Source organism: Erythrobacter sp. BLCC-B19, from assembly GCF_028621955.1.
Classification (GTDB): Bacteria; Pseudomonadota; Alphaproteobacteria; order Sphingomonadales; family Sphingomonadaceae; genus Erythrobacter.
The window spans coordinates 1-19,799 of record NZ_CP117516.1; the positions used below are offsets into that span (position 1 = coordinate 1).

Sequence of the window (19,799 nt, forward strand, 5' to 3'; positions counted from 1 at the left end):
GGGGGTTGTGGCGCGTTGTGTTTGGCGCCCACCTTGCGGGGGCGCAGACCTCCCGCCCCGCCTCCCCACCCGGCCACCATAACATAGTGGTACTATTGGTGGCCGGGTGGGGAGGCGGGGCGGGAGGTCTGCATCGCGCGCCAGCGCGATCGCAAACTAAGGCCGCACCAGCGGGTTCGTCAGCTGGCGCACCGGATTGCCTGCGCCGTCACGAAGCCCGCGCTGGTCGAGAACCGCGGCGGTCTCGATCACTTCCAGCGCATCCATCGCCTTCTTGTAGCGCTCGGCATCCTTGATCCACGCCGCTGCCTTGGCGGCGCCCGGCATCCCGCGCACTTCGTCGATCGCCGCCTGATAGCGCCCTTGCTCCAGCGCCCAGCGTGCGCGTTCGAGGCGCTTGGTGGGCTGGGGCGAAGGGGTGGTCTCGCGGCGGAACACGAACAACTGCTTCAACTCGCGCTTGAAGGCCGCCCAGGATGGCCCCTCGTCGCTCTGGCGCAAGGACGGGCCAAGCCCTTCGAGCCGCGCCACGAGGCTGTCGAGCCGGATCGGGCTGCGCGAGAATTCGATGATCGTGCTCACCGCATTGGGCCACTGGTCGCCAAAGCGCAGCCGCAGCTGATCCGACAAGTAGCCAAGCTCCGCCCCGCGTTCGACCGCGCGGCGGGTGGCAAAGGCGATCAGCAGGCTTTCCGCGCGCGCGGCATTGCCGGCGGCGGCCTGCGCCTGAAGGTCGAGCTGGGTGAGGCGCTGTTCGGCGGCGGCAAGGCGCTGGTCGAGCCCGCCCTGCTGCTCGGCCACGCGCTCCACGGCGGTCTCGGTCGCGGCCAGCGGGGTCGGCGAGGCAGCAACTTGCGGCGCTGCGGCAGGGCTCGCCCCCGGCTTGGCACCGGGCACCGCAGCGACCTGCGCACGCGGCGCAGCGGCACGGTCTGCGGCAAGGTTGTACCACACCACCCACCCGACCAAGGCTCCGCCTGCGACAAAGGCAAGCAGTGCGGCGAGCAGCATCATCCGACCCGAAGGCGATCGGCGCGGGGCTTCCAATGGCGATGGGCTGGGCTGTGATGCCATCGTGATCCGTTCTTTGCGACCTTGGCTTTGGCCTGTCCGCAGCCTCGCTGTTACGACGGCCCGGACGGTGTGGGCGGAATGGAGCGCGGCTCGCGGCACAAGTCAAATGCCAATTGCAGCAAGGCGGCCTCATCGGGGCGTGCGGCAACGTGGATCGCGGCCCAGCCATCCCCGGCACCCGCGGCAATCCGCGGGCCAAGCGCGGCGAGCGTGATGGTCGCACGATCAAGGCCAAGCCGGTCGCATTCCGCGGCAAACTGGCGTGCGGTTGCAGCCGAATGGAGCAGCACCAGCGCCTCGCCCGATGCCAGCGCCGCCGTCAGGGGATCGAGCGGCAGCGCGGCCGAGCGATAGGCGATCACCGTGTCAAAGGTCACCCCCGGCGGCGGGGCGAGCGGGACGTGCTCCTCCCCCGCGATGCGCAGCAGGTGCATGGGGCCGGCGATGCAATCGAGCACGCCTTGCAAGCTGCCACTCCCCACCATGGCGACCGTGAACCCGGCAGCGCGCGCGGCGGCGGCGGTAGCCTCGCCCACGGCATAGACCGGCTTATCGAGCAGGCGCTCAAGGCCCGGCCCGCCGTGGAGGATGGCATTGGCGCTGCCGATCAACAGCCCGTCGAGCCGCGCAGGATCGGGGCATTGCCACGCGACCGGGCGGATCTCCGATAGGGCATGGCCGGTCGCCACAAGGCCCAGCGCGCGGGCCTTCTCCAGCGTCGCGGCAAGGCCCGGCTCAGGGCGCAGTGCGATGAGGTGAAACCCCATCACCCCGCGCGGAAATGCTCGGTGATGGCCGAAGTGGCCCGCGCCAGCAGATCGGCGGCGAGCGCCTCAACCGCGGCGGTATCGCCCGGCGCAAAGCTGGCCGTCCCTTCGACCCGCTCGGCCCCGTCGGGGCTAAACAGTGCGGCGCGCATCACCAGCGCACCGTCGCCGCCTTCGCACAGCACTGCGACCGGCGAATGGCAGGTGCCGCCCAGCGCGGCGAGCAGTGCACGCTCCGCCTCCAGTTCGGCGCGGGTGGGCGCGTGGTCGATCGCGGCGAGGAGCGCGGTGGTGGTCGCATCATCGGCGCGGCATTCGATCGCGATCACGCCTTGAGCGGCAGCGGGAATCCAGTCTGCGGATTCCAGCGGCGCGCCCACCTCGGACTGGCCCAGCCGTTCAAGCCCCGCAGCCGCCAGAAAGGTCACATCGGCCTCGCCCTCGGCCAGCTTCTTCAGCCGGGTGGCGACATTGCCGCGGAACGTCACCACCTTGCAATCGGGGCGCAGGTTGAGCAGCTGCGCGGCCCGGCGCGGGGCGCTGGTGCCGACCACCGCTCCCTGCGGAATGTCAGCAATGCTCGCCGCGCCCACCAGACAATCGCGCCGATCCGCGCGCGGCAGGAAGGCGGGGAAGTGGAACTCGCGCGGGCGGATCGTCTCGACATCCTTGGCGGAATGCACCGAAAGGTCGATGCGCCCCTCGCCGAGCCATTGATCGAGTTCCTTGGTCCACAGCGCCTTGCCGCCGATTTCGGCCAGCGGCCGGTCGATCACCTTGTCGCCGCTCGCCAGCACCGGAACGAGTTCGACCGCGTCCTCGCTCCAGCCGTGGGCCGCGCACAGGCGGGCGCGGGTCTCCACCGCCTGCGCCATCGCGAGGGGGGAATTGCGGGTGCCCAGCCTCAGGCGGGGGGCAGATCGTTCAGGTTCAGTCATGGCCGCGCTTGCTCTAGCGGGCACAAGGACTAGATGGAAGCCGGATGGGATCGTCAACGCACACCTGTGACACGCCTTTGGTGTTGGGCCCCCTCGTTCTGGGCATCGAATCGAGCTGCGATGAAACCGCGGTCGCGCTGGTGCGCGGCGACGGGACGATCGTGGCGCAGGCAATCGCCAGCCAGGAGGCCGAACACGCGCCCTATGGCGGGGTCGTCCCCGAAATCGCCGCCCGCGCCCATGCCGAACGCCTCGCGCCGATGCTGGCGAAGGTGATGGGTGAGGCAGGCGTGGCGCTGGACGATGTCGACGCCATCGCCGCCACCGCCGGGCCGGGGCTGATCGGCGGGGTGATGGTGGGTCTCGTCAGCGCCAAGGCCTTGGCGATGGCGGCGGACAAGCCGCTGCTGGCGGTCAATCATCTGGAGGGCCACGCCCTCTCCCCCCGCCTCGCCGACCGCGCGCTGGCGTTCCCCTATCTGCTGCTGCTGGTCTCCGGCGGGCATTGCCAGATTCTCGCCGTCGAGGGCGTCGGCCAATACCGCCGCCTTGCCACCACCATCGACGACGCGTTGGGTGAGGCCTTCGACAAGACCGCCAAGATTCTGGGGCTCGGCTATCCCGGCGGGCCTGCGGTCGAGCGGCTGGCCTTGCAGGGCGACCCGAAAGCCGTGCCCCTCCCCCGCCCGCTGAAGGGCGCGAAGGAGCCGCATTTCTCCTTTGCAGGCCTCAAGAGCGCGGTGCTGCGGGCGGTGGAAAGTGGCGCGCATACGCCTGCCGATATCGCCGCCAGCTTCCAGCAGGCCGCCGTGGAATGCCTGATCGACCGGCTCGAACGCGCATTGGCCGCCGCTGGCCCCTTCCCCGCGCTGGTCGTCGCGGGCGGGGTTGCGGCCAACAAGACGGTGCGCGCCGCGCTCGAAACACTGGCAGCCAAGCACGCCATGACCTTCACCGCCCCGCCGCTGATGCTGTGCACCGATAATGCCGCGATGATCGCCTGGGCGGGGTGCGAGCGGCTGGCGCTGGAAGGCGAAGGCTTCACCGGTGACAGCCTCGATTTTGTGGCGCGCCCGCGCTGGCCGCTCGACCCGAGCGCCGAGGCGGTGCGCGGAGCGGGGTATAAGGCATGAGCGGGATGGGCATGACCGACAAGCAAACCATCGGCGTCATAGGCGCAGGCGCGTGGGGCACGGCGCTCGCACAGATGCTCAGCTCCGACGGGCGCGATGTGGTGCTCTGGGCCTATGAGAGCGAGGTGGTGCAGGCGATCAACGCCGAACGTCGCAACCCGCTCTACCTGCCGTCCGCGACCCTCGCCCCCACGATCCGCGCCACCGGCGAGCTTGCCGATCTGGCAGACATTGACACCGTGCTGGTCGTCACCCCGGCGCAGGTGCTGGGGCGCGTGCTGTCGGGCCTTGCACGCCCCCCGCGCGATCTGGTGCTGTGCTCCAAGGGTATCGAAGCGGGCACCGGTCACTTGATGAATCACGCCGCGCGCGAAGCCTCGCCCGGCAGTGCCATTGCGGTGCTGTCCGGCCCGACCTTCGCGCATGAAGTCGCAAGCGGCCTGCCCACCGCGGTCACGCTGGCCTGCGAAGGTGGGCGCGAACAGTGGGAGCGCCTCGCCCCCGCCATCGCCCGGCCCGCCTTCCGGCCCTATTACTCCGACGATGTGACCGGCGCAGAGATCGGCGGCGCGGTGAAGAACGTGCTCGCGATTGCCTGCGGGGTGGTCGACGGCCTCGCATTGGGTCAGAACGCGCGCGCGGCGCTGATCGCGCGCGGCTATGCCGAGATGCTGCGCTTTGGCGAGGCGCTGGGCGCGCAGGGCGAGACGCTGGCGGGCCTGTGCGGGCTTGGCGATCTGGTGCTGACTTGCTCCAGCACCTCCAGCCGCAATTTCTCGCTGGGCAAGGCTCTGGGAGAGGGCGCTTCGGCCGCCGATCTGATGGCCGACCGCCGCACCGTGGCCGAGGGCGCGCACACCGCCCCGGTGCTGGCCGATCTTGCCGCCAAACGCGGCATTGCCATGCCGATTGTCGCTGCGGTCGACGCGATCCTCAAGGGCGCGGAAGCCCGCCGCGTTGTCGCCGAACTGCTCGCCCGCCCCTTGCGCGCCGAGCTGGAAAGCGACGCGAAGGACTTGCAGGTGTGAGCGCGCCTGCGGCCGACACGCCTGACGACGATCTCGCCGCGCTCGCCAAGGGCGGGCGGACGAACACGCTGGGCTTTGTCGTCCGTCTGATCGCGCGAATCCCCTTCCTCGTCATCGCCACCCGCCTTTACGGCGCCGAGGCGCTGGGGCGCTTTGCCTCGGCGCTGGTGCTGATCGAGATTGTCGCGCTGATCTGCGCGCTGGGCGAAAAGCGCGGGCTGGCGCAGCGCCTGTCCGAAGGCGCGGGCGAGAACCGGGCAGCCGAAACCAACCTCGTCTATGACGGCCTGCTGCTCGCGCTCGGCTATTCCGCCGTCGCTGCCGCGATCCTGCTGGTGTTCCCCGAACCGATGTTCCCCAACGGGATGAGCGGCGCATGGGACATCTGGCTGGTTGCGACCATCCCCGCCTTTGCCGTGACCGAGATCTTGCTTGCCGCCCAGGCCTATCGCTTCGACATCGCCACCACGGTGCGCGCGCGGGCGGTGGTGGAGCCGTGGACGATCTCGATCGGGGCGGGCGTGTTCTTCTATATCCCCGCCACGCGCGACAGCGGGCTGGCGCTGGCCTATATCGCGTCGATCTATGCCGGGTTGCTGACAGCCTTGTGGCCATTCCTGCGCACCTATGGCCTGCCCCGCGGCTGGGCGCCGCATCCGGCGATGATGGCGCGGATGTCGGCGCGGGCCTTCCCGCTGGTGGGCGCAGACGCGATCGAACGCGGCACGCGGCTGCTCGACATCTTCATCCTCGGCCTGTTCGCGCCCCCGCAGGCGGTGGGGATCTATTACGCCGCGCAGCAGATCGCATCGCTGCCGCAGAAATTGAAGACCAGTTTCGAGCCGATCCTCTCGCCGGTCATCACCAAGAACCTGCGGATCGGCAACATGGAAGCCATCGCCGCGCAGGTGCGGCAGGTGGGGTTCTGGATCATCGCCATCCAGCTCGGCATCGCTCTGGTGCTGGGCGTGCCGGGCGAGGCGGTGATGGGCCTGTGGGGGCCGGATTATGTCGCAGGCACCGCCGCGCTTGCGTTCCTGCTGGCCGCCGAAGTGGTCGCCTCGATGGCGGTCGTATCGGAAAGCGTGCTGGTCTATATCGCCCGCAAGCGCAATCTGGCGATTTCTGTCGGGGTTATCGCGCTGCAGGGCCTGCTGACGATTGCGCTGATCGAGGCAGCGGGCCGCTTTGCGCTGGGCAAGGGCTATGAGGCGGCCGGCGCGGCAGGCGCGCTGATGATCGCGCTGGCGACATCGAGCCTTGTGAAGGCGCTGCTGCTGAAGAAGCTGCTGGGCGCGCCGGTCAGCAACTGGCGCTGGCCGCTGGCCCATGCGGCTGCGGCAGCGGTGGTGGTGGGCTATGCCTTCACCTGGGCGCCCGAATGGGTCGAGCTCGTGGTGGGCGTGCCCGCGGTGCTCGCCACCTATGCGCTGGTGATCTGGCGCCGCGGCTTTGACGAGGCCGACAAGGTGCTGTTCCGCAAGCAGGTGGTGCCGGAGGCGGAGGCGGAGGGCCGACCCCCGGCCTGAGAACACCCCGGCCCGCCATAGGACGGGCCGCGAGCGCAAGCGCGCGAGCCGCAGCTGCTCCGTAGCGAAGAGGAGGAAACAGCAGCGAGGACGTGCCTGCGGAGGCAGGCACGCAAACAAAGAACGTTCAGTCGCTATTCACGCCCCGCACCGGATTTTCGCAGCCGCTGGGATATGCGGGGAGACAGGTGATGCGAGGGTTCAAGACAGCGGCTGCTGTGGCAGCATTGTGCGCGGTGCTGGCGGGTTGTGCCAGCAAGGCACCCGAAGACGTGGCGGTGCTCAGCCCCGCTCCGCCCCCTGCACCGCCGCCTCCGCCTCCGCCGCCACCTCCCCCGCCGCCGCCCGCTGGCTATGCCCCCGCCGCGCCCGCGCCCGTGGTCGTCACCGGCAGCCGGGTCTCGGGCGGCGAACTGCGGCGGCTGCGCACCGGCGCGGTCAGTGCCGAGCGGGCCGCCAATGTCAGCTACATGTACGCCCCGCCCGTGGTCGTCGCGACCGATCCGGGCCGCGAGCAATATGACGGCAAGGAGGTCTCCCCCGTCAAGCTGACCAGCGCCGAGCCGGTCTCCACCTTTGCGGTCGATGTCGACACCGGGGCCTATGCCAATGCCCGGCGGTTCCTGACCCAAGGCATGATGCCCCCGCAGGATGCGGTGCGCACCGAGGAGATGATCAATTACTTCCGCTATGACTACGCCAAGCCCAAGGACCGCGCGCAGCCCTTCACGGTGACCACCGATGTGGCGAAGAGCCCGTGGAACGCAGGCACCTATCTGATGCGCATTGGCCTGCGCGGATACGACATCGACACCGCCGAGCGTCCGCCTGCGAACCTTGTCTTCCTGATGGATGTCTCAGGCTCGATGAACGCGCCCGACAAGCTGCCGCTGGTCAAAACCGCGCTGGCCGGGCTGGCAGGCGAGCTGGGGCCGAAGGACACGGTCGCGATCGTGGTCTATGCGGGCGCCGCCGGGCTGGTGCTGCAACCGACCAACGATGAAGCCGCGATCAAGCGCGCGCTCGACCAGCTGTCGGCAGGCGGATCGACCGCGGGCGGCGCGGGGATCGAGCTCGCCTATCGCATCGCCGAGGACAACTTCATCAAAGGCGGGATCAACCGCGTGCTGCTGGCGACCGACGGCGATTTCAATGTCGGCGTGTCGGACACCAAGGCGCTGATCGAACTCATTGAGAAAAAGCGCGAAACCGGCATCACCCTGACCACGCTGGGCTTCGGGCAAGGCAATTACAACGAAGCCCTGATGGAGCAGGTCGCCAACAAGGGCAACGGCAACTACGCCTATATCGACACCGCGCTGGAAGCGAAGAAAGTGCTGGGCGAGGAGATGCAGTCGACCCTGTTCACCATCGCAAAGGATGTGAAGATCCAGGTCGAATTCAACCCCGCCGTCGTCAGCCAGTATCGCCTTGTCGGCTATGAGAACCGGGCCTTGCGCGAGGAGGATTTCGACAATGATCTGGTCGACGCGGGCGAGATCGGCGCGGGCCATCAGGTGACCGCGATCTACGAGGTCGTCCCCGTCGGCGGCAAGGGCTGGATCGCTCCGCGCCGCTATGAGGACAAGCCCGATGCCGCCGCCACGGCAAGGCTCGCCGAGGCGGCCACCGTCAAGCTGCGCTACAAGCTGCCGGACGGCGACACCTCGAAGCTGATCGAGCGGGTGGTTTCAGCCGACCAGCTCGCCCGCGCGGCCGCGCCGCAGGGTGACTTCGCCTTTGCCGCAGCGGTCGCGGCCTATGGGCAGGTGCTACGCGGGGACGAGATGATGATGGGCTTCGGCTTTGACGACATCGGCAAGCTCGCCGGCTCGCAGGACAATTTCTGGCGGCAGGAATTCCTCCAGCTGAACGCCCTTGCCGCCAGCATGAAGGGCGGCTGAGCCCTCCCGTCCCTGCTGTCAGGGGCTTGGGCACTGACGGGCAAGGCTGCTAGGGGGCTGCCTTGCCCGTATCGATTCTCGCTGGAGCAACTGTCCGGATGTCACCCGATCTTACCGCCTATCTGCCGCTGATCCTGCTGGGGCTGGTCGCTCTGGTCATGGTCGTCTGGCTGCTGTCGCGCATGAACCGCAAGGCGCGCGTGGTGCGCGATGACAGCGCCGCGCCGCTGGTGCGCGACGTGCTCGAAGAGGGCGCGGCCCCGGCCCCGCGCAATCAGGCGCTGATCGATGCCCCGCCCGCAGTGGTGAAGCCGGATCCGGCCCCCATCCCCGCGCCCGAGGCCATGCCCGCAGGGGCAACGCAGCCCGCCGCCGCCGCGCCCCCTTCCCCTTCCCCTTCCCCTTCCCCCGCACCCGCACCCGCACCCGCACCCGCTGCGGCAAGCGGCGCGGACGACCTGACCCGGATCAAGGGGCTCGGCCCCAAGATCGCTGCGCTGCTGGGCGAGCATGGCGTCACCACCTTCGCCCAGATCGCCGCATGGGATGATGCCGAGATCGCCCGGATCGACGCGCTGCTCGGCCGCTTTGCCGGGCGCATCACCCGCGACCAGTGGGTCGATCAGGCGCGCCTGCTCGCCGCCGCAGACGAGGCCGGGTTCGCCGCAAGATTCGGCAATAATGGTTGAGATTGGCGTAAGCTTGACGTCCAAACCGTGATACAGTCCCGTCAATGGGATTCGTGGACGCGGGAGGATGACCGATGGCATTGCGAATTCTTGTGGCTGAAGACGAGTTCATTACCGCCTTCGACCTGTGCGACACGTTCGAAGAAGCCGGCTACGAGGTCGAAGGGCCGCACGCGGGCATTTCCTCGGCCATGCTCGCCTGCCAGAAGGGCCGCCCCGATTGCGCGCTGCTCGATATCGAGCTGTCCGACGGGCTGACCTATGACCTCGCGCAGAAGCTGATCGACGCTTGCGTGCCGGTGATCCTCCATTCGGAGCGCGCCGACATGAGCGAACTTGCCGCGCGCTTCCCGCAGGCGACAACCCTCGCCAAGCCCTGCCCGCCTGCCGATTTGCTTGATGCGGTCAGCCGGGTGCTGACGCCTGCTTGAGGGTGGGGCTCGGGTGCTCATGCTTTCGAGGATGAAGACCCTTCTGCCCGTCTTGCTGGTCCCGTTCACCGCAGGATCCGTGCTTCACGGGGCCACGCCGGAAGATTCGGTGGCTGCGGTAGTCGATCCCGCGTTTCAGAAGATTCTCGCGCGCGGGCCCTATTTCTATACCCTTTGCGAAACAGTCGACGCCGATGGCACGCGCGGCGGCGTGGCTTTCGTCGACGCCGGGGGAATGCAATATTTCGCCGACTTCGACCAAAAGAGCGGTAAGGTCACGCAATTCGTCCCCTTTCGCCGGAGCGGGGGCACTTTCTCGCTCGGCGAACACTGGGGCGGTGATGGGGCCGGCCTTGTCATCCGTGACTTTCTGAAACGCAATTCGGCGGTGCTCGACGGCCAGTGGCGTTATGGCGAAGGGCCGATCCCTACGGACGAGCTGACCGCCCCCGTGCTCGCAAGGTGCGCCTCCCGCAAGGCGTGACTGCATCCCCTTGCCCCCCCGCCTGAACCCTGCAATGGCAGGCGCATGAGCTCGATGAAACTCTACGGCTATTTCCGCTCGTCCACCTCCTACCGCCTGCGCATTGCCCTGGGCCTCAAGGGTCTCGCCTTCGAGAATATCCCGGTCAATCTCGTCACCGCCGAAAACAAGGATGCCGCCTTCACCAGCCGCAACCCTTTCGGCTCGCTGCCGATGCTCGAAGCGGACGGGCGTGACCGGGCGCAGTCGATGGCGCTGCTCGAATGGCTCGACGAGGCCTACCCGACGCCGCGCTTTCTGCCCGCCGATATCGAGGCGCGCTACACGGTGCGCGAACTGGCCTATGCCATCGCCACCGAGATCCACGCGGTCAACAATCTGCCGGTGCTCAAATATCTCAAGGACACCCTCGGCCACACGCAGGACGAGATCGACGTCTGGTATCGCAACTGGCTGAAGCGCACGCTCGATCCGGTGGAGGCGCGGCTCGCGCAGCTCAAGACCGGCGATTTCCTGCACGGCGATGCGCCGGGGCTGTTCGAGATCGTGCTCGTGCCGCAACTCGCCAACGCCCGGCGCTTCGCCTACGATCTCAGCGCCAGCCCCCACATGACCCGCATCGAGGCCGCCTGCCTTGCGCTCCCCGCCTTTGTCGCGGCGCATCCTGACAACCAGATCGACGCACCACACTAGAAAACCGTCTCGGGAGGACACCAGAATGAAACTCGCAACCCTCGACAACGGCACGCGCGACGGCAGGCTGGTGGTGGTGTCGAAAGACCTCACCCGCTGCTGTGCTGCTGGCTATATCGCGCCGACGCTGCAATATGCGCTCGACAATTGGGATCGGGTCGCGCCCGAGCTTGAAGTGCTCGCCCGCGATGTCGAGCACGAGACCGTGCCGTGCGAGCGGTTCCATGAACGCCAGGCCCATTCGCCCCTGCCGCGCGCGTACCAGTGGGCCGATGGCAGCGCCTATATCAACCATGTCGAGCTGGTGCGTCAGGCGCGCGGCGCCAAGGTGCCGGAGAGCTTCTACCACGATCCACTGATGTATCAGGGCGGATCGGACAGCTTCCTGCGCCCGCGTCAGGACATTCCCTTGGGCGATCCGGCCTGGGGCTGCGACATGGAGGGCGAAATTGCCTGCATCACCGGCGACGTGCCGATGGGCGTTTCGGTCGAGGAAGCGGCGGGGCACATCAAGCTGCTGATGCTGGTCAATGACGTATCCTTGCGCGGGTTGATCCCGGCGGAACTGGAAAAGGGCTTCGGCTTCTTCCAGTCCAAGCCCGCCAGCGCCTTTTCTCCGGTGGCGGTGACGCCCGATGAACTGGGCGAGGCCTGGGCCGACAGCCTGATCCACCTGCCGCTGATGGTCGATTATAACGGCAAGCCTTTCGGCCGGGCGAATGCCGGGGTCGATGCGACCTTCAACCTCGCCCAGCTGGTCGCCCATGCTGCGCGGACGCGCAATCTGTGTGCGGGCACCGTGATCGGCACGGGAACAGTGTCGAACAAGGGTGCCGATGGCGGGCCGGGCCAGCCGGTCGCCGATGGCGGCGCGGGCTATTCGTGCATCGCCGAAATCCGGATGATCGAGACCATCCGCGATGGCGCACCCGCGACGCCGTTCATGCAGGCCGGTGACACGGTGCGGATCGAAATGCGCGATGCGGCGAACCACTCGATCTTCGGCGCGATCGAACAGCAGGTTGTCGCGGTTTAGGGCGTTTCAAACCGCGCTTGACGTGTTTTGGCCCTTGCCTGACCGCTGCTCGCCCCCATCTCCCGCGCCTTGCAGCGTTGTTTCACGTGAAACAACGGCGCTGCAGGCCAAGCCTCACCGGGGGTCATCCCCTCATCAGGAATGCGTTCGACCATGACCAGCTACCCCGCAACCCTCCAGATGTTCATCGATGGCGAGTGGATCGCCGAAGGCGAAGCCGGGACGATGGCGGTGCTGAACCCGGCCACGGGCGGCGTGATCGGGCACTGCCCCAAAGCCTCCCCCGCGCAGCTCGACAGGGCGCTGAAGGCGGCGGGCGATGCCTTCCCCGGGTGGAGCCGCACCTCGGGCGCGGAGCGTCACGCGGTTCTGCGCCGCGCGGCCGATCTGATGCGCGAGCGCGCTGGCGACATCGCCAAGGTCATCACCGCCGAAATGGGCAAGCCCCGCGCGCAAGCGGTGGGGGAGATTACTTCAGCGGCTGATGTAATTGATTTTCTTGGCGAAGAAGCCAAGCGCCGGGGCGGCAGGCTGATCCCCACCCGCGGCAATCAGCTGATCGCCCAGATCGTCACCCACGAACCCATCGGGCCGGCCGTGCTGCTGACGCCGTGGAATTTTCCGGTCAATCTGCCCGCCAAGAAGATTGGCGGGGCGCTGGCGGCAGGGTGCACGGCAATCCTCAAGCCGGCCGAGAACACGCCGGCTTCCGCGCAGATGCTGGTGCAGTGCTTCGTCGATGCCGGGCTTCCCAAAGGGGTGCTGAACCTCGTCCATGGCGACCCCGGCCCGGTCGCCGAACACCTCATTGCCTCGCCCGTCACCCGCAAGGTCAGCTTCACCGGATCGACCGCGATCGGCAAGCAACTGGGCGCGCTGGCGGCCAGCCACATGAAGCGCTTCACCCCGGAACTCGGCGGCCATGCCCCTGTTATCGTGAGCAAAAATGCCGAGCTCGAACGGGCGGTGATGATGTGCGCATCGACCAAGTTCCGCAACGCCGGACAGGTCTGCGTCTCACCCACCCGGTTCCTTGTGGCGCGCGAGATCTATGACCGCTTCGTGGCCGAATTTGCGCGCTACGCCAGTGGGTTGAAGGTTGGCGATGCAGGCGCGGACGAGACCGTCGAGATGGGCCCGCTCGCCCACGCCCGGCGCATCGCCGCGATGGAGCAGGTGGTGGCCGATACCGGCGGAAACCGCGGCGAAGTGGTGGCAGGCGGCAAGGCAATCGCCGGCAGCGGGTTCTTCTTCGAGCCGACCGTGATCGCCAACCCCGCCCCCGACAGCCGCTTCATGACCGAGGAGCCGTTCGGCCCCGTCGCCGGGATCGTGCCCTTCGACGCAATCGAAGACGCGGTCGGGATCGCCAATTCGCTACGCTATGGCCTTGCTGCCTATGCCTTTTCCGCCAATCTCGACGAGGCGCATTACCTCGGCCGAGCCTTGCGGGCCGGGATGGTGGGGATCAATCAGCTGATCGTCTCCTCGCCCGAAACCCCCTTTGGCGGGGTCGGCGACAGCGGATTCGGATCGGAAGGGGGCGAGGAAGGCTACCTCGCCTTTACCGACACCAAGCTGGTGATGATGGCGAAGGCGGGTGGCTAGGTCAGCGGGATGATGCGCGCGATCCGCGAAAACAGCGACTTGCGCGTTTCCATCGGCTGAATCCGACCATAGCGCGCGCGGCGCGAATGTTCGTCATGGAGGCAAACCGTACGCCGCATGGGATCTGGCCGACTCGACCAGATGGTTGGTCTTTCCATTTTTCGCGTCCCCGAATCGGGCGTTGTTATGTTGCGCCAGCTAACACCAAAACTGTGGATAAAACGAGTCCAAACGCTGTCCTGCGCAAAATTTCTCAGGCGCACGTCAAGAGACGTCCGCCCGTTCGGGGCAAATTGTTTCCGGCGTGTGACTTTCCCGCTCAGGGCGCTGTGCGACGCACCCCGGCAGCGCGCACATCGGCGAGCGTCGGGTAGCCGTTGACCGCCATCAACAGGTCGGCCTCGGCAAGGATTGAACGCAGCACCCAGGCCGCCCCCTCTGCGCCGCCCAGTGCCAGGCCATAGGTATAGGGCCGCCCCACGCCGACCGCGCGTGCGCCCATCGCCAGCGCCTTGACCGCATCGGTGCCCGATCTGACGCCGCTGTCGAACAGCACCGGCACGTCGCCCGCTGCCTTCACCACATCGGCGAGCAGGTCGATGGTCGCGATCCCGCCATTCGCCTGCCGCCCGCCGTGGTTCGAGCAATAGACCGCATCCGCCCCGCTATCGACCGCGCGGGCCGCGTCATCAGGGTGGCAGATACCCTTCAAAACAATCGGCAATTTCGTGACAGACTTGAACCACGCCATGTCGTCCCACGTCAGCACCTGCCCGAATGTGGCCGCCCAGGTGAAGATCGCAGCCTGCGGGTCTTCCTCGGGCGGCTTGGCCAGCAGCGAGCGGAACACGGGGTCGGTGAAGTAGTTTTGGAGCACCTTTCCGCGCAGCTGCGGGAAGTTCGAGGCGTTGAGATCGCGCGGCCGCCAGCCTGTCACCCAGGTATCGAGCGTCACCACCAGCGCTGTGTAGCCAGCCTCTTCCGCGCGGCGGATCAGGCTGGTGGCAAGTTCGCGGTTGCGGGGCGTGTAGAGCTGAAACCATGCGGGCGTATCGCCGCAAGCGGCCTTCACATCCTCAAGCGGATCATTGGCAAGCGTCGAGGCGCAGAACGGCACCCCTGTCATGGCCGAGGCGCGTGCGGCGGCCATGTCGCCGTGGCGATCCTGCGAAGCCTCGCCGTTGAGGCCAATGGGGGCCATGAACAGCGGGGTCGGATAGCGGTGACCGAACAACTCGATCGACAAGTCGCGCACCGAGCAATCGACCATCATGCGCGGCACCATCCCCCAATGGTGGAAGGCGGCAGCGTTCTGATCCTGCGTGTGTTCGTCCCCGCAACCGCCCGCGACATAGTTGGTGAGGCTCGGCCCCAGCGCCTCGTGCGCGCGCTTTTCGAGGGTGGCGAAGTCGACCGGGAAGGTCGGCAGGGTGCCGCGCAGGCCAGCGTTGTAGATCTCGTTCTGCATCGCGCCGAAATAGGTCATGGCGGCGTGTCTCTCCCGTTTGTGTTTGACGGGAATTCAGACGAAGCGGCGGCTCAGGGCAAGCGGTTTTCCTGAGCATCGCGCGGAAAAGTGGGCACCGGTTTTCCGCTCAGGCGATGCGACATCCAAAGGCTAGAACAGGCGTTGCAGCCGCGGGCGCAGGCGCAGGAAGCGGATATAGGCGCCTTCCAGAATGCGCAGGACAGTGGGGTTCCGCGCCGCCAGCCCCAGCGGGCGCAGCAGTGGGATCGCCCGCCACATCGCTGCAAAGGCGGCCGCACCATCGTGGATCACCCCGTCCTCTTCGGCATGGAAGCGCGCGAGGAGCTGCGCGCGGTCGATCGGGCAGGACGGGTCGGCACCTGCTGCGACATCAACAAAGGTGATGCGCCCGCCCCGGTCGAGCCGTCGCATGACGGCAATTTCGCGCAAGCACAGCGGGCAAGCGCCGTCGTACCAGATCCTCACGCGGTTCACGGTGCGATCCACAGCCGGATCACATAGGCGACTGCGCCCAGCACCGCGACACTCGCCGCCCAGATGCCCGCCATCCAGAGCAGGCGCTGCCAGAGCGGCGCTTCCGGCGGTTGCTCGGGCGGCGCGAGCATTATCGTTGTCCTATCACTGCGCTACTTAAGGACATCAGTGATACCCTTCGTCCGCAACCTTGCCGCGGAACACCCAATAGGCCCAGGCGGTATAGGCGATGATCAGCGGCAGGGTCAGCGCCACACCCACCAGCATGAAGGCCTGGGAGCGATAGGGCGCGGCGGCCTCCCAGATGGTGACGCTCTCGGGCACGGCATAGGGCCAGATGGTAACCCCCAGCCCGCTCATGCCGAGGAAGAACAGCGCGATCCCCAGCCAGAACGGCTTGGAATTGCGGTCTTTCAGGATCGCGCGCAGCATCGACAGCGCGACGATTGCGGTGAGGATCGGCACGGGGGCGACGTAGTAGATCTCCGGCGCGGAGAGCCAGCGCGCGGCGTATTCAGCGTTGAGCGCAATGTTGTAGAGGCTCACCGCCCCCATCAGCACGATGGTTGCCGCACCCCAGCGAATGGCGAGCGTGCGGGCATGGGCCTGCTCCTCGCCGTCGAGCTTCCAGATCAGCCAGGTGCTTCCCAGAAGAGCATAGCCCGCGACTGTCCCGAGGCCGGTGAGGAGCGTGTAGGGCGTCAGCCAGTCGAACCAGCTCCCCGCATAGGCGCGGTTCACCACGTCGATCCCCTGGAGAAGCGCGCCCAGGGTCATGCCCTGCGCCAGCGCAGCGACGAAGCTGCCGCCGGTGAAGGCCATGTCCCAGAACTTCTGGTGCCCCGGATCGCGCCAGCGATATTCGAAGGCGACCCCGCGGAACACGAGGCCGAGCAGCATCGCGATGATCAGCGGATAGGTCGCCGGAAGGATCACTGCGTAGGCCAGCGGAAAGGCGGCAAAGAGCCCTCCCCCGCCGAGCACCAGCCAGGTCTCGTTCCCGTCCCACACCGGCGCGATCGAGTTCATCGCCCGGTCACGCTCGCGCCCGGCCTTGAAGGTCGGGAACAGGATGCCGATGCCAAGGTCAAAGCCGTCCATCACGACATAGGCGAAGACCGCAAAGGCGATGATGAAGGCCCAGATGACGGTAAGATCCATCACACGCCCTCCTTTTCATCGGGCGCGTGGGTGGGGAGCGTTTCCTCGCCACCGGGGTTCTGGGTCGGCCCCGGCGTGATCCCGGCGGTGCGGATCGGTCCGATATCGCCGCGCTTGACGCCATACTCGCCCGGATACGGCGCCTTGCCCATCAGCTTGAGGATATACCAGACGCCGATCCCGAAGACGGTGAAATAGACCAGCACGAAGGCGAGCAGCGAGGCGGCCACGGCAGGCGCATCGAGCGGGCTGGCCGCGTCTGCGGTGCGCAGCAGGCCATAGACCACGAAGGGCTGACGGCCGACTTCGGTGGTGATCCACCCGGCCAGCACGGCGGCAAAGCCGCTCGGCCCCATCAGCACCGCCGCGCGGTGCAGCCAGGGCATATCGTAGAGCCGCCCGCGCACCCGGCCCCACAGGCTCCACAGCCCGATCCCCAGCATCGCAAAGCCGATGCCGACCATCACGCGGAAGCTCCAGAACACGGTTCCCACCGGCGGCTCCAGTTCATCGGGCACGGTGTCGAGGCCCTTCAGAGGCGCGTTCCAGTCATGCTTGAGGATGAAGGACGAGGCCTTGGGGATTTCGATCGCGTAACGCACCGTCTTCGCCTCGCTGTCGGGGATTCCGAACAGGATCAGCGGCGCGCCTTCGGGATGGCTCTGGTAGTGCCCTTCCATCGCCATGACCTTTGCGGGCTGATGTTCGAGCGTGTTGAGCCCATGCATATCGCCTGCAAAAATCTGCGCCGGGGTGACGATCGCCGCCATCCACATCGCCATCGAGAACATCTTGCGCGCGTGCGGATTGGCGCGATCCTTGAGCAAGTGCCACGCCCCGACCGCGCCGACAACAAAGGCAGTGGTGAGGTAGGCCGCCATCACCGTATGGACGAGCCGGTAGGGGAAGCTGGGATTGAAGATGATCTCCATCCAGCTCTCGCCCGGCATGAACTGGCCGTTCTCGGCGATGAAATAGCCTGCCGGGGTTTGCATCCAGCTGTTGACGCTGAGGATCCAGAAAGCCGAAACGAACGTCCCCAGCGCCACCATCAGCGTCGCGGCAAAGTGCAGCTTCTTGCCGACCTTGTTCATCCCGAACAGCATCACGCCAAGGAACCCGGCTTCGAGGAAGAAGGCGGTGAGAACTTCGTAGGCCATCAGCGGCCCGATCACCGGCCCCGCCTTGTCAGAGAACACCGACCAATTGGTGCCGAACTGGTAGGACATGACGATGCCTGAGACGACACCCATCGCAAAGGCGATGGCGAAGATCTTGAGCCAGTACTTGAACAGGTCGAGGTAGACCGACTTGCCGGTCTTGAGCCACAAGCCCTCGAGAACCGCCAGATAGCTCGCCAACCCGATCGAGAAGGCCGGGAAGAAGAAGTGGAAGCTCACCGTAAAGGCAAACTGGATCCGGGCGAGCAGCAAGGCGTCGAGGTTTTCCAACATGACTTGCAACTAATCCCTTGGCCGCAGCGATCAATTGCAATCACTGCACCGGATATACGGTTTGGGCCCGAAAGGGTTGCACCAGGGCGCCCGAGTGCTGGGAAACCGGGGTCTGATCGAGGTTCAGCTGGTCGTCGGCAATGCCAGGGCCGCGCGCAATCGCCGACGCAGCAACCAGGGTTCAAGCCAGCGGCCGACCAGATAGATCACCGCGAACAGCCCGGCCATGAAGTAGGCCTCTTCCGGCGAGTGGCGGCCTTCGTCCTTCTTCTCGTCCTTCTTCTTCGAAGGGTCCTCGGGCGCGGGCGCGCCGAGGAATACGTCGACAGGGTTGAGCTGCTTGACCGGCTTGGGCTTCTCGTCCTCCTTCTTGGCGGACTTCTCCGATGCCTCGGCGCTCGCGGCATCCCAGGCATTCAATGCAATCGCCGCCTGCGCAAAGCCGAGGAACAGCAGCGGCGCGAGAAAGCACGCCAGCAGCGCATGGCTGAACAGGTCGAACCGCAGCACCGCGCCTGCTCCGGCCCGCTCGACCCACAAACGCCCGCGGGTGAAGGTCGCCAGCTTGTCCTGCGCCGCCGGGTTGTGCTTGGAATAGGTGAGCGCCCCTGCCTCTTGCGACATGGTCGTGCCGGTGGTGCGGAGCAGCGGATCGATCCGCGCAAAGGCTTCCTCGGCCGAAAGCGCCGGATCAATCGGCACGGCGCCGCGCACGCGCCAGATATTGTCGATCAGCGGCAGTTTGATGCCTGCCATTGTCGGCACCCCCGGCCCTAGGCTGCCCGCGACCCCGCTCACTCCGCCGGTTCCAGATGGGCCGGTTCCAGACGGGCCGGTTCCGGATGGGCAGCACCAGCGCCCCCACCGAACCGCCGCGCCAGCGCTGCCTTGGTCGAGCGCCAGCCTTCACGGAAGGGGAAGACCATCGTCTCGGCAATATCCATCCGCCGCCCGTCTTCCATCCCGAGCAGTTCCGCCTCGCCATCGACGCAGGTGCCGAACATCCGGTCCCAGATGATCCAGGTGCCGGAGTAATTGCTGCGGGTCGCCTCGTAATCGCGCGAGTGGTGCACCGAGTGATGCTCGGTGGTGTTGAAGATGAAGCGCCACCAGCGCGGGGTGTTGAAGCGCACGTTGATGTGCTGGTAGATCCCCACCGTCATGCCGATGGCCCCCGCGAGCAGGAAGGCGCGCGGCAGGAAGTCGAACAGCCCGCCGATCCCCAGTCCGATCAGAAACAGCTCGACCGGATTGCCGACCGCGCCCTTGTTGATGTTCAATTGGGTGATGTAGTGGTGCGGCGCGTGGGTCAGCCACAGCGGGTACCAGTTGTGCATCGCGCGGTGCATCCAGTACTGGCCGAAGTCGAAGATCATCGAGATCAGCACCGCCTGCACCAGCAGCGGCAGGCCGGTGAACCAGCTGAACTTGTCCCAATCGAACGCGCCCTGCACCGCACGGATGATCGCGCCGTCGCCGATATAGGCATCGACCATGCCCACCAGCGTCATGCCCATGCCGACATAAAAGGCGTCGGTGGCGAACTCCTTCCAAGTCAGCTGCCAGCTTTCATAGCGCGGGTTCACCCATTCGAGCGCGAGCAGCAGGATCAGCCAGCCGAGCCGGATGGCGATGGCGGTCGAAGCGACCGCGAGCCAGTTGGGTGCGTAGTACCAGAACCCGATCGCCGCGAAGAGCATCACCGGCTGGAACCAGGTGAAGACGAACTGCTTGATCGGCCCGCCCTCAACCCGGCCGATGTTCTCCCAACCCACCGTGACGGGGGCATCTGCTCCGATGATCCGCTTGCCTACCTGTACGCCGGCCATGGTGCACTCCAGTCGAGAGTCTCTCGGTTAATTGCGTCATGAAAGCCATGGCGACCTCGCGCGCGCGAGGAAGTGGGC

21 protein-coding genes are annotated in these 19,799 nt (G+C 66.9%); 10 read left to right on the top strand and 11 right to left on the bottom strand.

The features are described from left to right. Nucleotides 1-156 precede the first annotated feature (156 nt). The 3 genes from PS060_RS00005 to hemC form a co-directional block, all read right to left on the bottom strand. The gene (locus PS060_RS00005; RefSeq protein WP_273984689.1) at nucleotides 157-1,014 is read right to left on the bottom strand and encodes a hypothetical protein; all 858 of its coding nucleotides are present in this window, start codon (nucleotides 1,012-1,014) and stop codon (nucleotides 157-159) included. 110 nt (nucleotides 1,015-1,124) lie between these two features. After that, the gene (locus PS060_RS00010; RefSeq protein WP_273984690.1) at nucleotides 1,125-1,841 is read right to left on the bottom strand and encodes a uroporphyrinogen-III synthase; all 717 of its coding nucleotides are present in this window, start codon (nucleotides 1,839-1,841) and stop codon (nucleotides 1,125-1,127) included. Beyond that, on the bottom strand, nucleotides 1,841-2,779 hold the full coding sequence (gene hemC, locus PS060_RS00015; RefSeq protein ID WP_273984691.1) for a hydroxymethylbilane synthase: 939 nt from the start codon (nucleotides 2,777-2,779) through the stop codon (nucleotides 1,841-1,843). The genes PS060_RS00010 and hemC overlap by 1 nt, the downstream gene beginning before the upstream one ends. A gap of 44 nt (nucleotides 2,780-2,823) precedes the next feature. Between hemC and tsaD the strand changes: the two genes are divergently transcribed. The 10 genes from tsaD (at nucleotide 2,824) to PS060_RS00065 (ending at nucleotide 13,314) form a co-directional block, all read left to right on the top strand. Then, the gene (gene tsaD / locus PS060_RS00020) at nucleotides 2,824-3,912 is read left to right on the top strand and encodes a tRNA (adenosine(37)-N6)-threonylcarbamoyltransferase complex transferase subunit TsaD (RefSeq protein WP_273984692.1); all 1,089 of its coding nucleotides are present in this window, start codon (nucleotides 2,824-2,826) and stop codon (nucleotides 3,910-3,912) included. Nucleotides 3,913-3,923: 11 nt separating this feature from the next. Further along, the gene (locus tag PS060_RS00025; RefSeq protein ID WP_273984693.1) at nucleotides 3,924-4,940 is read left to right on the top strand and encodes an NAD(P)H-dependent glycerol-3-phosphate dehydrogenase; all 1,017 of its coding nucleotides are present in this window, start codon (nucleotides 3,924-3,926) and stop codon (nucleotides 4,938-4,940) included. Then, nucleotides 4,937-6,469, top strand: a complete 1,533-nt coding sequence (locus tag PS060_RS00030) for a lipopolysaccharide biosynthesis protein (protein ID WP_273984694.1) — start codon at nucleotides 4,937-4,939, stop codon at nucleotides 6,467-6,469. The genes PS060_RS00025 and PS060_RS00030 overlap by 4 nt, the downstream gene beginning before the upstream one ends. 191 nt (nucleotides 6,470-6,660) lie before the next feature. Further along, on the top strand, nucleotides 6,661-8,373 hold the full coding sequence (locus tag PS060_RS00035) for a vWA domain-containing protein (RefSeq protein ID WP_273984695.1): 1,713 nt from the start codon (nucleotides 6,661-6,663) through the stop codon (nucleotides 8,371-8,373). A 98-nt stretch (nucleotides 8,374-8,471) separates the two neighbouring features. After that, a complete protein-coding gene (locus tag PS060_RS00040) occupies nucleotides 8,472-9,062 on the top strand; it encodes a helix-hairpin-helix domain-containing protein (RefSeq protein ID WP_273984696.1) in 591 nt (196 codons plus the stop codon). Nucleotides 9,063-9,136: 74 nt separating this feature from the next. Further along, the gene (locus PS060_RS00045) at nucleotides 9,137-9,493 is read left to right on the top strand and encodes a response regulator (RefSeq protein WP_273984697.1); all 357 of its coding nucleotides are present in this window, start codon (nucleotides 9,137-9,139) and stop codon (nucleotides 9,491-9,493) included. A gap of 31 nt (nucleotides 9,494-9,524) precedes the next feature. Next, nucleotides 9,525-9,977 (top strand): hypothetical protein, encoded by a 453-nt coding sequence (locus PS060_RS00050; protein ID WP_273984698.1) that lies wholly within the window; start codon nucleotides 9,525-9,527, stop codon nucleotides 9,975-9,977. 54 nt (nucleotides 9,978-10,031) lie between these two features. Then, nucleotides 10,032-10,670, top strand: a complete 639-nt coding sequence (gene maiA / locus PS060_RS00055; protein ID WP_273986967.1) for a maleylacetoacetate isomerase — start codon at nucleotides 10,032-10,034, stop codon at nucleotides 10,668-10,670. 25 nt (nucleotides 10,671-10,695) lie between these two features. After that, entirely contained in the window at nucleotides 10,696-11,706 is a 1,011-nt protein-coding gene (locus tag PS060_RS00060) for a fumarylacetoacetate hydrolase family protein (protein WP_273984699.1), read from the top strand. Between the two features lie 153 nt (nucleotides 11,707-11,859). Then, nucleotides 11,860-13,314, top strand: coding sequence for an NAD-dependent succinate-semialdehyde dehydrogenase (locus PS060_RS00065; protein ID WP_273984700.1), 1,455 nt, complete (start codon nucleotides 11,860-11,862; stop codon nucleotides 13,312-13,314). Here PS060_RS00065 and PS060_RS00070 read toward each other — a convergent pair. From PS060_RS00070 to PS060_RS00105, 8 genes are all read right to left on the bottom strand, one after another. Next, entirely contained in the window at nucleotides 13,311-13,433 is a 123-nt protein-coding gene (locus PS060_RS00070) for a hypothetical protein (RefSeq protein ID WP_273984701.1), read from the bottom strand. The genes PS060_RS00065 and PS060_RS00070 overlap by 4 nt on opposite strands. Nucleotides 13,434-13,633: 200 nt before the next feature. Further along, entirely contained in the window at nucleotides 13,634-14,800 is a 1,167-nt protein-coding gene (locus PS060_RS00075) for an alpha-hydroxy-acid oxidizing protein (RefSeq protein ID WP_273984702.1), read from the bottom strand. 132 nt (nucleotides 14,801-14,932) lie between these two features. Beyond that, nucleotides 14,933-15,277 (bottom strand): thiol-disulfide oxidoreductase DCC family protein, encoded by a 345-nt coding sequence (locus PS060_RS00080; protein ID WP_273984703.1) that lies wholly within the window; start codon nucleotides 15,275-15,277, stop codon nucleotides 14,933-14,935. Beyond that, entirely contained in the window at nucleotides 15,274-15,408 is a 135-nt protein-coding gene (locus tag PS060_RS00085) for a DUF2474 family protein (RefSeq protein ID WP_273984704.1), read from the bottom strand. The genes PS060_RS00080 and PS060_RS00085 overlap by 4 nt, the downstream gene beginning before the upstream one ends. Nucleotides 15,409-15,442: 34 nt before the next feature. Then, entirely contained in the window at nucleotides 15,443-16,438 is a 996-nt protein-coding gene (gene cydB / locus PS060_RS00090) for a cytochrome d ubiquinol oxidase subunit II (protein WP_273984705.1), read from the bottom strand. Then, complete coding sequence (locus PS060_RS00095; RefSeq protein WP_273986969.1) at nucleotides 16,438-17,892, bottom strand: cytochrome ubiquinol oxidase subunit I; 1,455 nt, start codon at nucleotides 17,890-17,892, stop codon at nucleotides 16,438-16,440. The genes cydB and PS060_RS00095 overlap by 1 nt, the downstream gene beginning before the upstream one ends. Nucleotides 17,893-18,015: 123 nt before the next feature. Continuing rightward, nucleotides 18,016-18,648 carry a hypothetical protein gene (locus tag PS060_RS00100; RefSeq protein WP_273984706.1) on the bottom strand — a complete coding sequence of 211 codons (633 nt, stop codon included), beginning with the start codon at nucleotides 18,646-18,648 and terminating at the stop codon, nucleotides 18,016-18,018. A gap of 38 nt (nucleotides 18,649-18,686) precedes the next feature. Further along, nucleotides 18,687-19,721, bottom strand: a complete 1,035-nt coding sequence (locus tag PS060_RS00105; RefSeq protein ID WP_273984707.1) for a sterol desaturase family protein — start codon at nucleotides 19,719-19,721, stop codon at nucleotides 18,687-18,689. Nucleotides 19,722-19,799 lie beyond the last annotated feature (78 nt).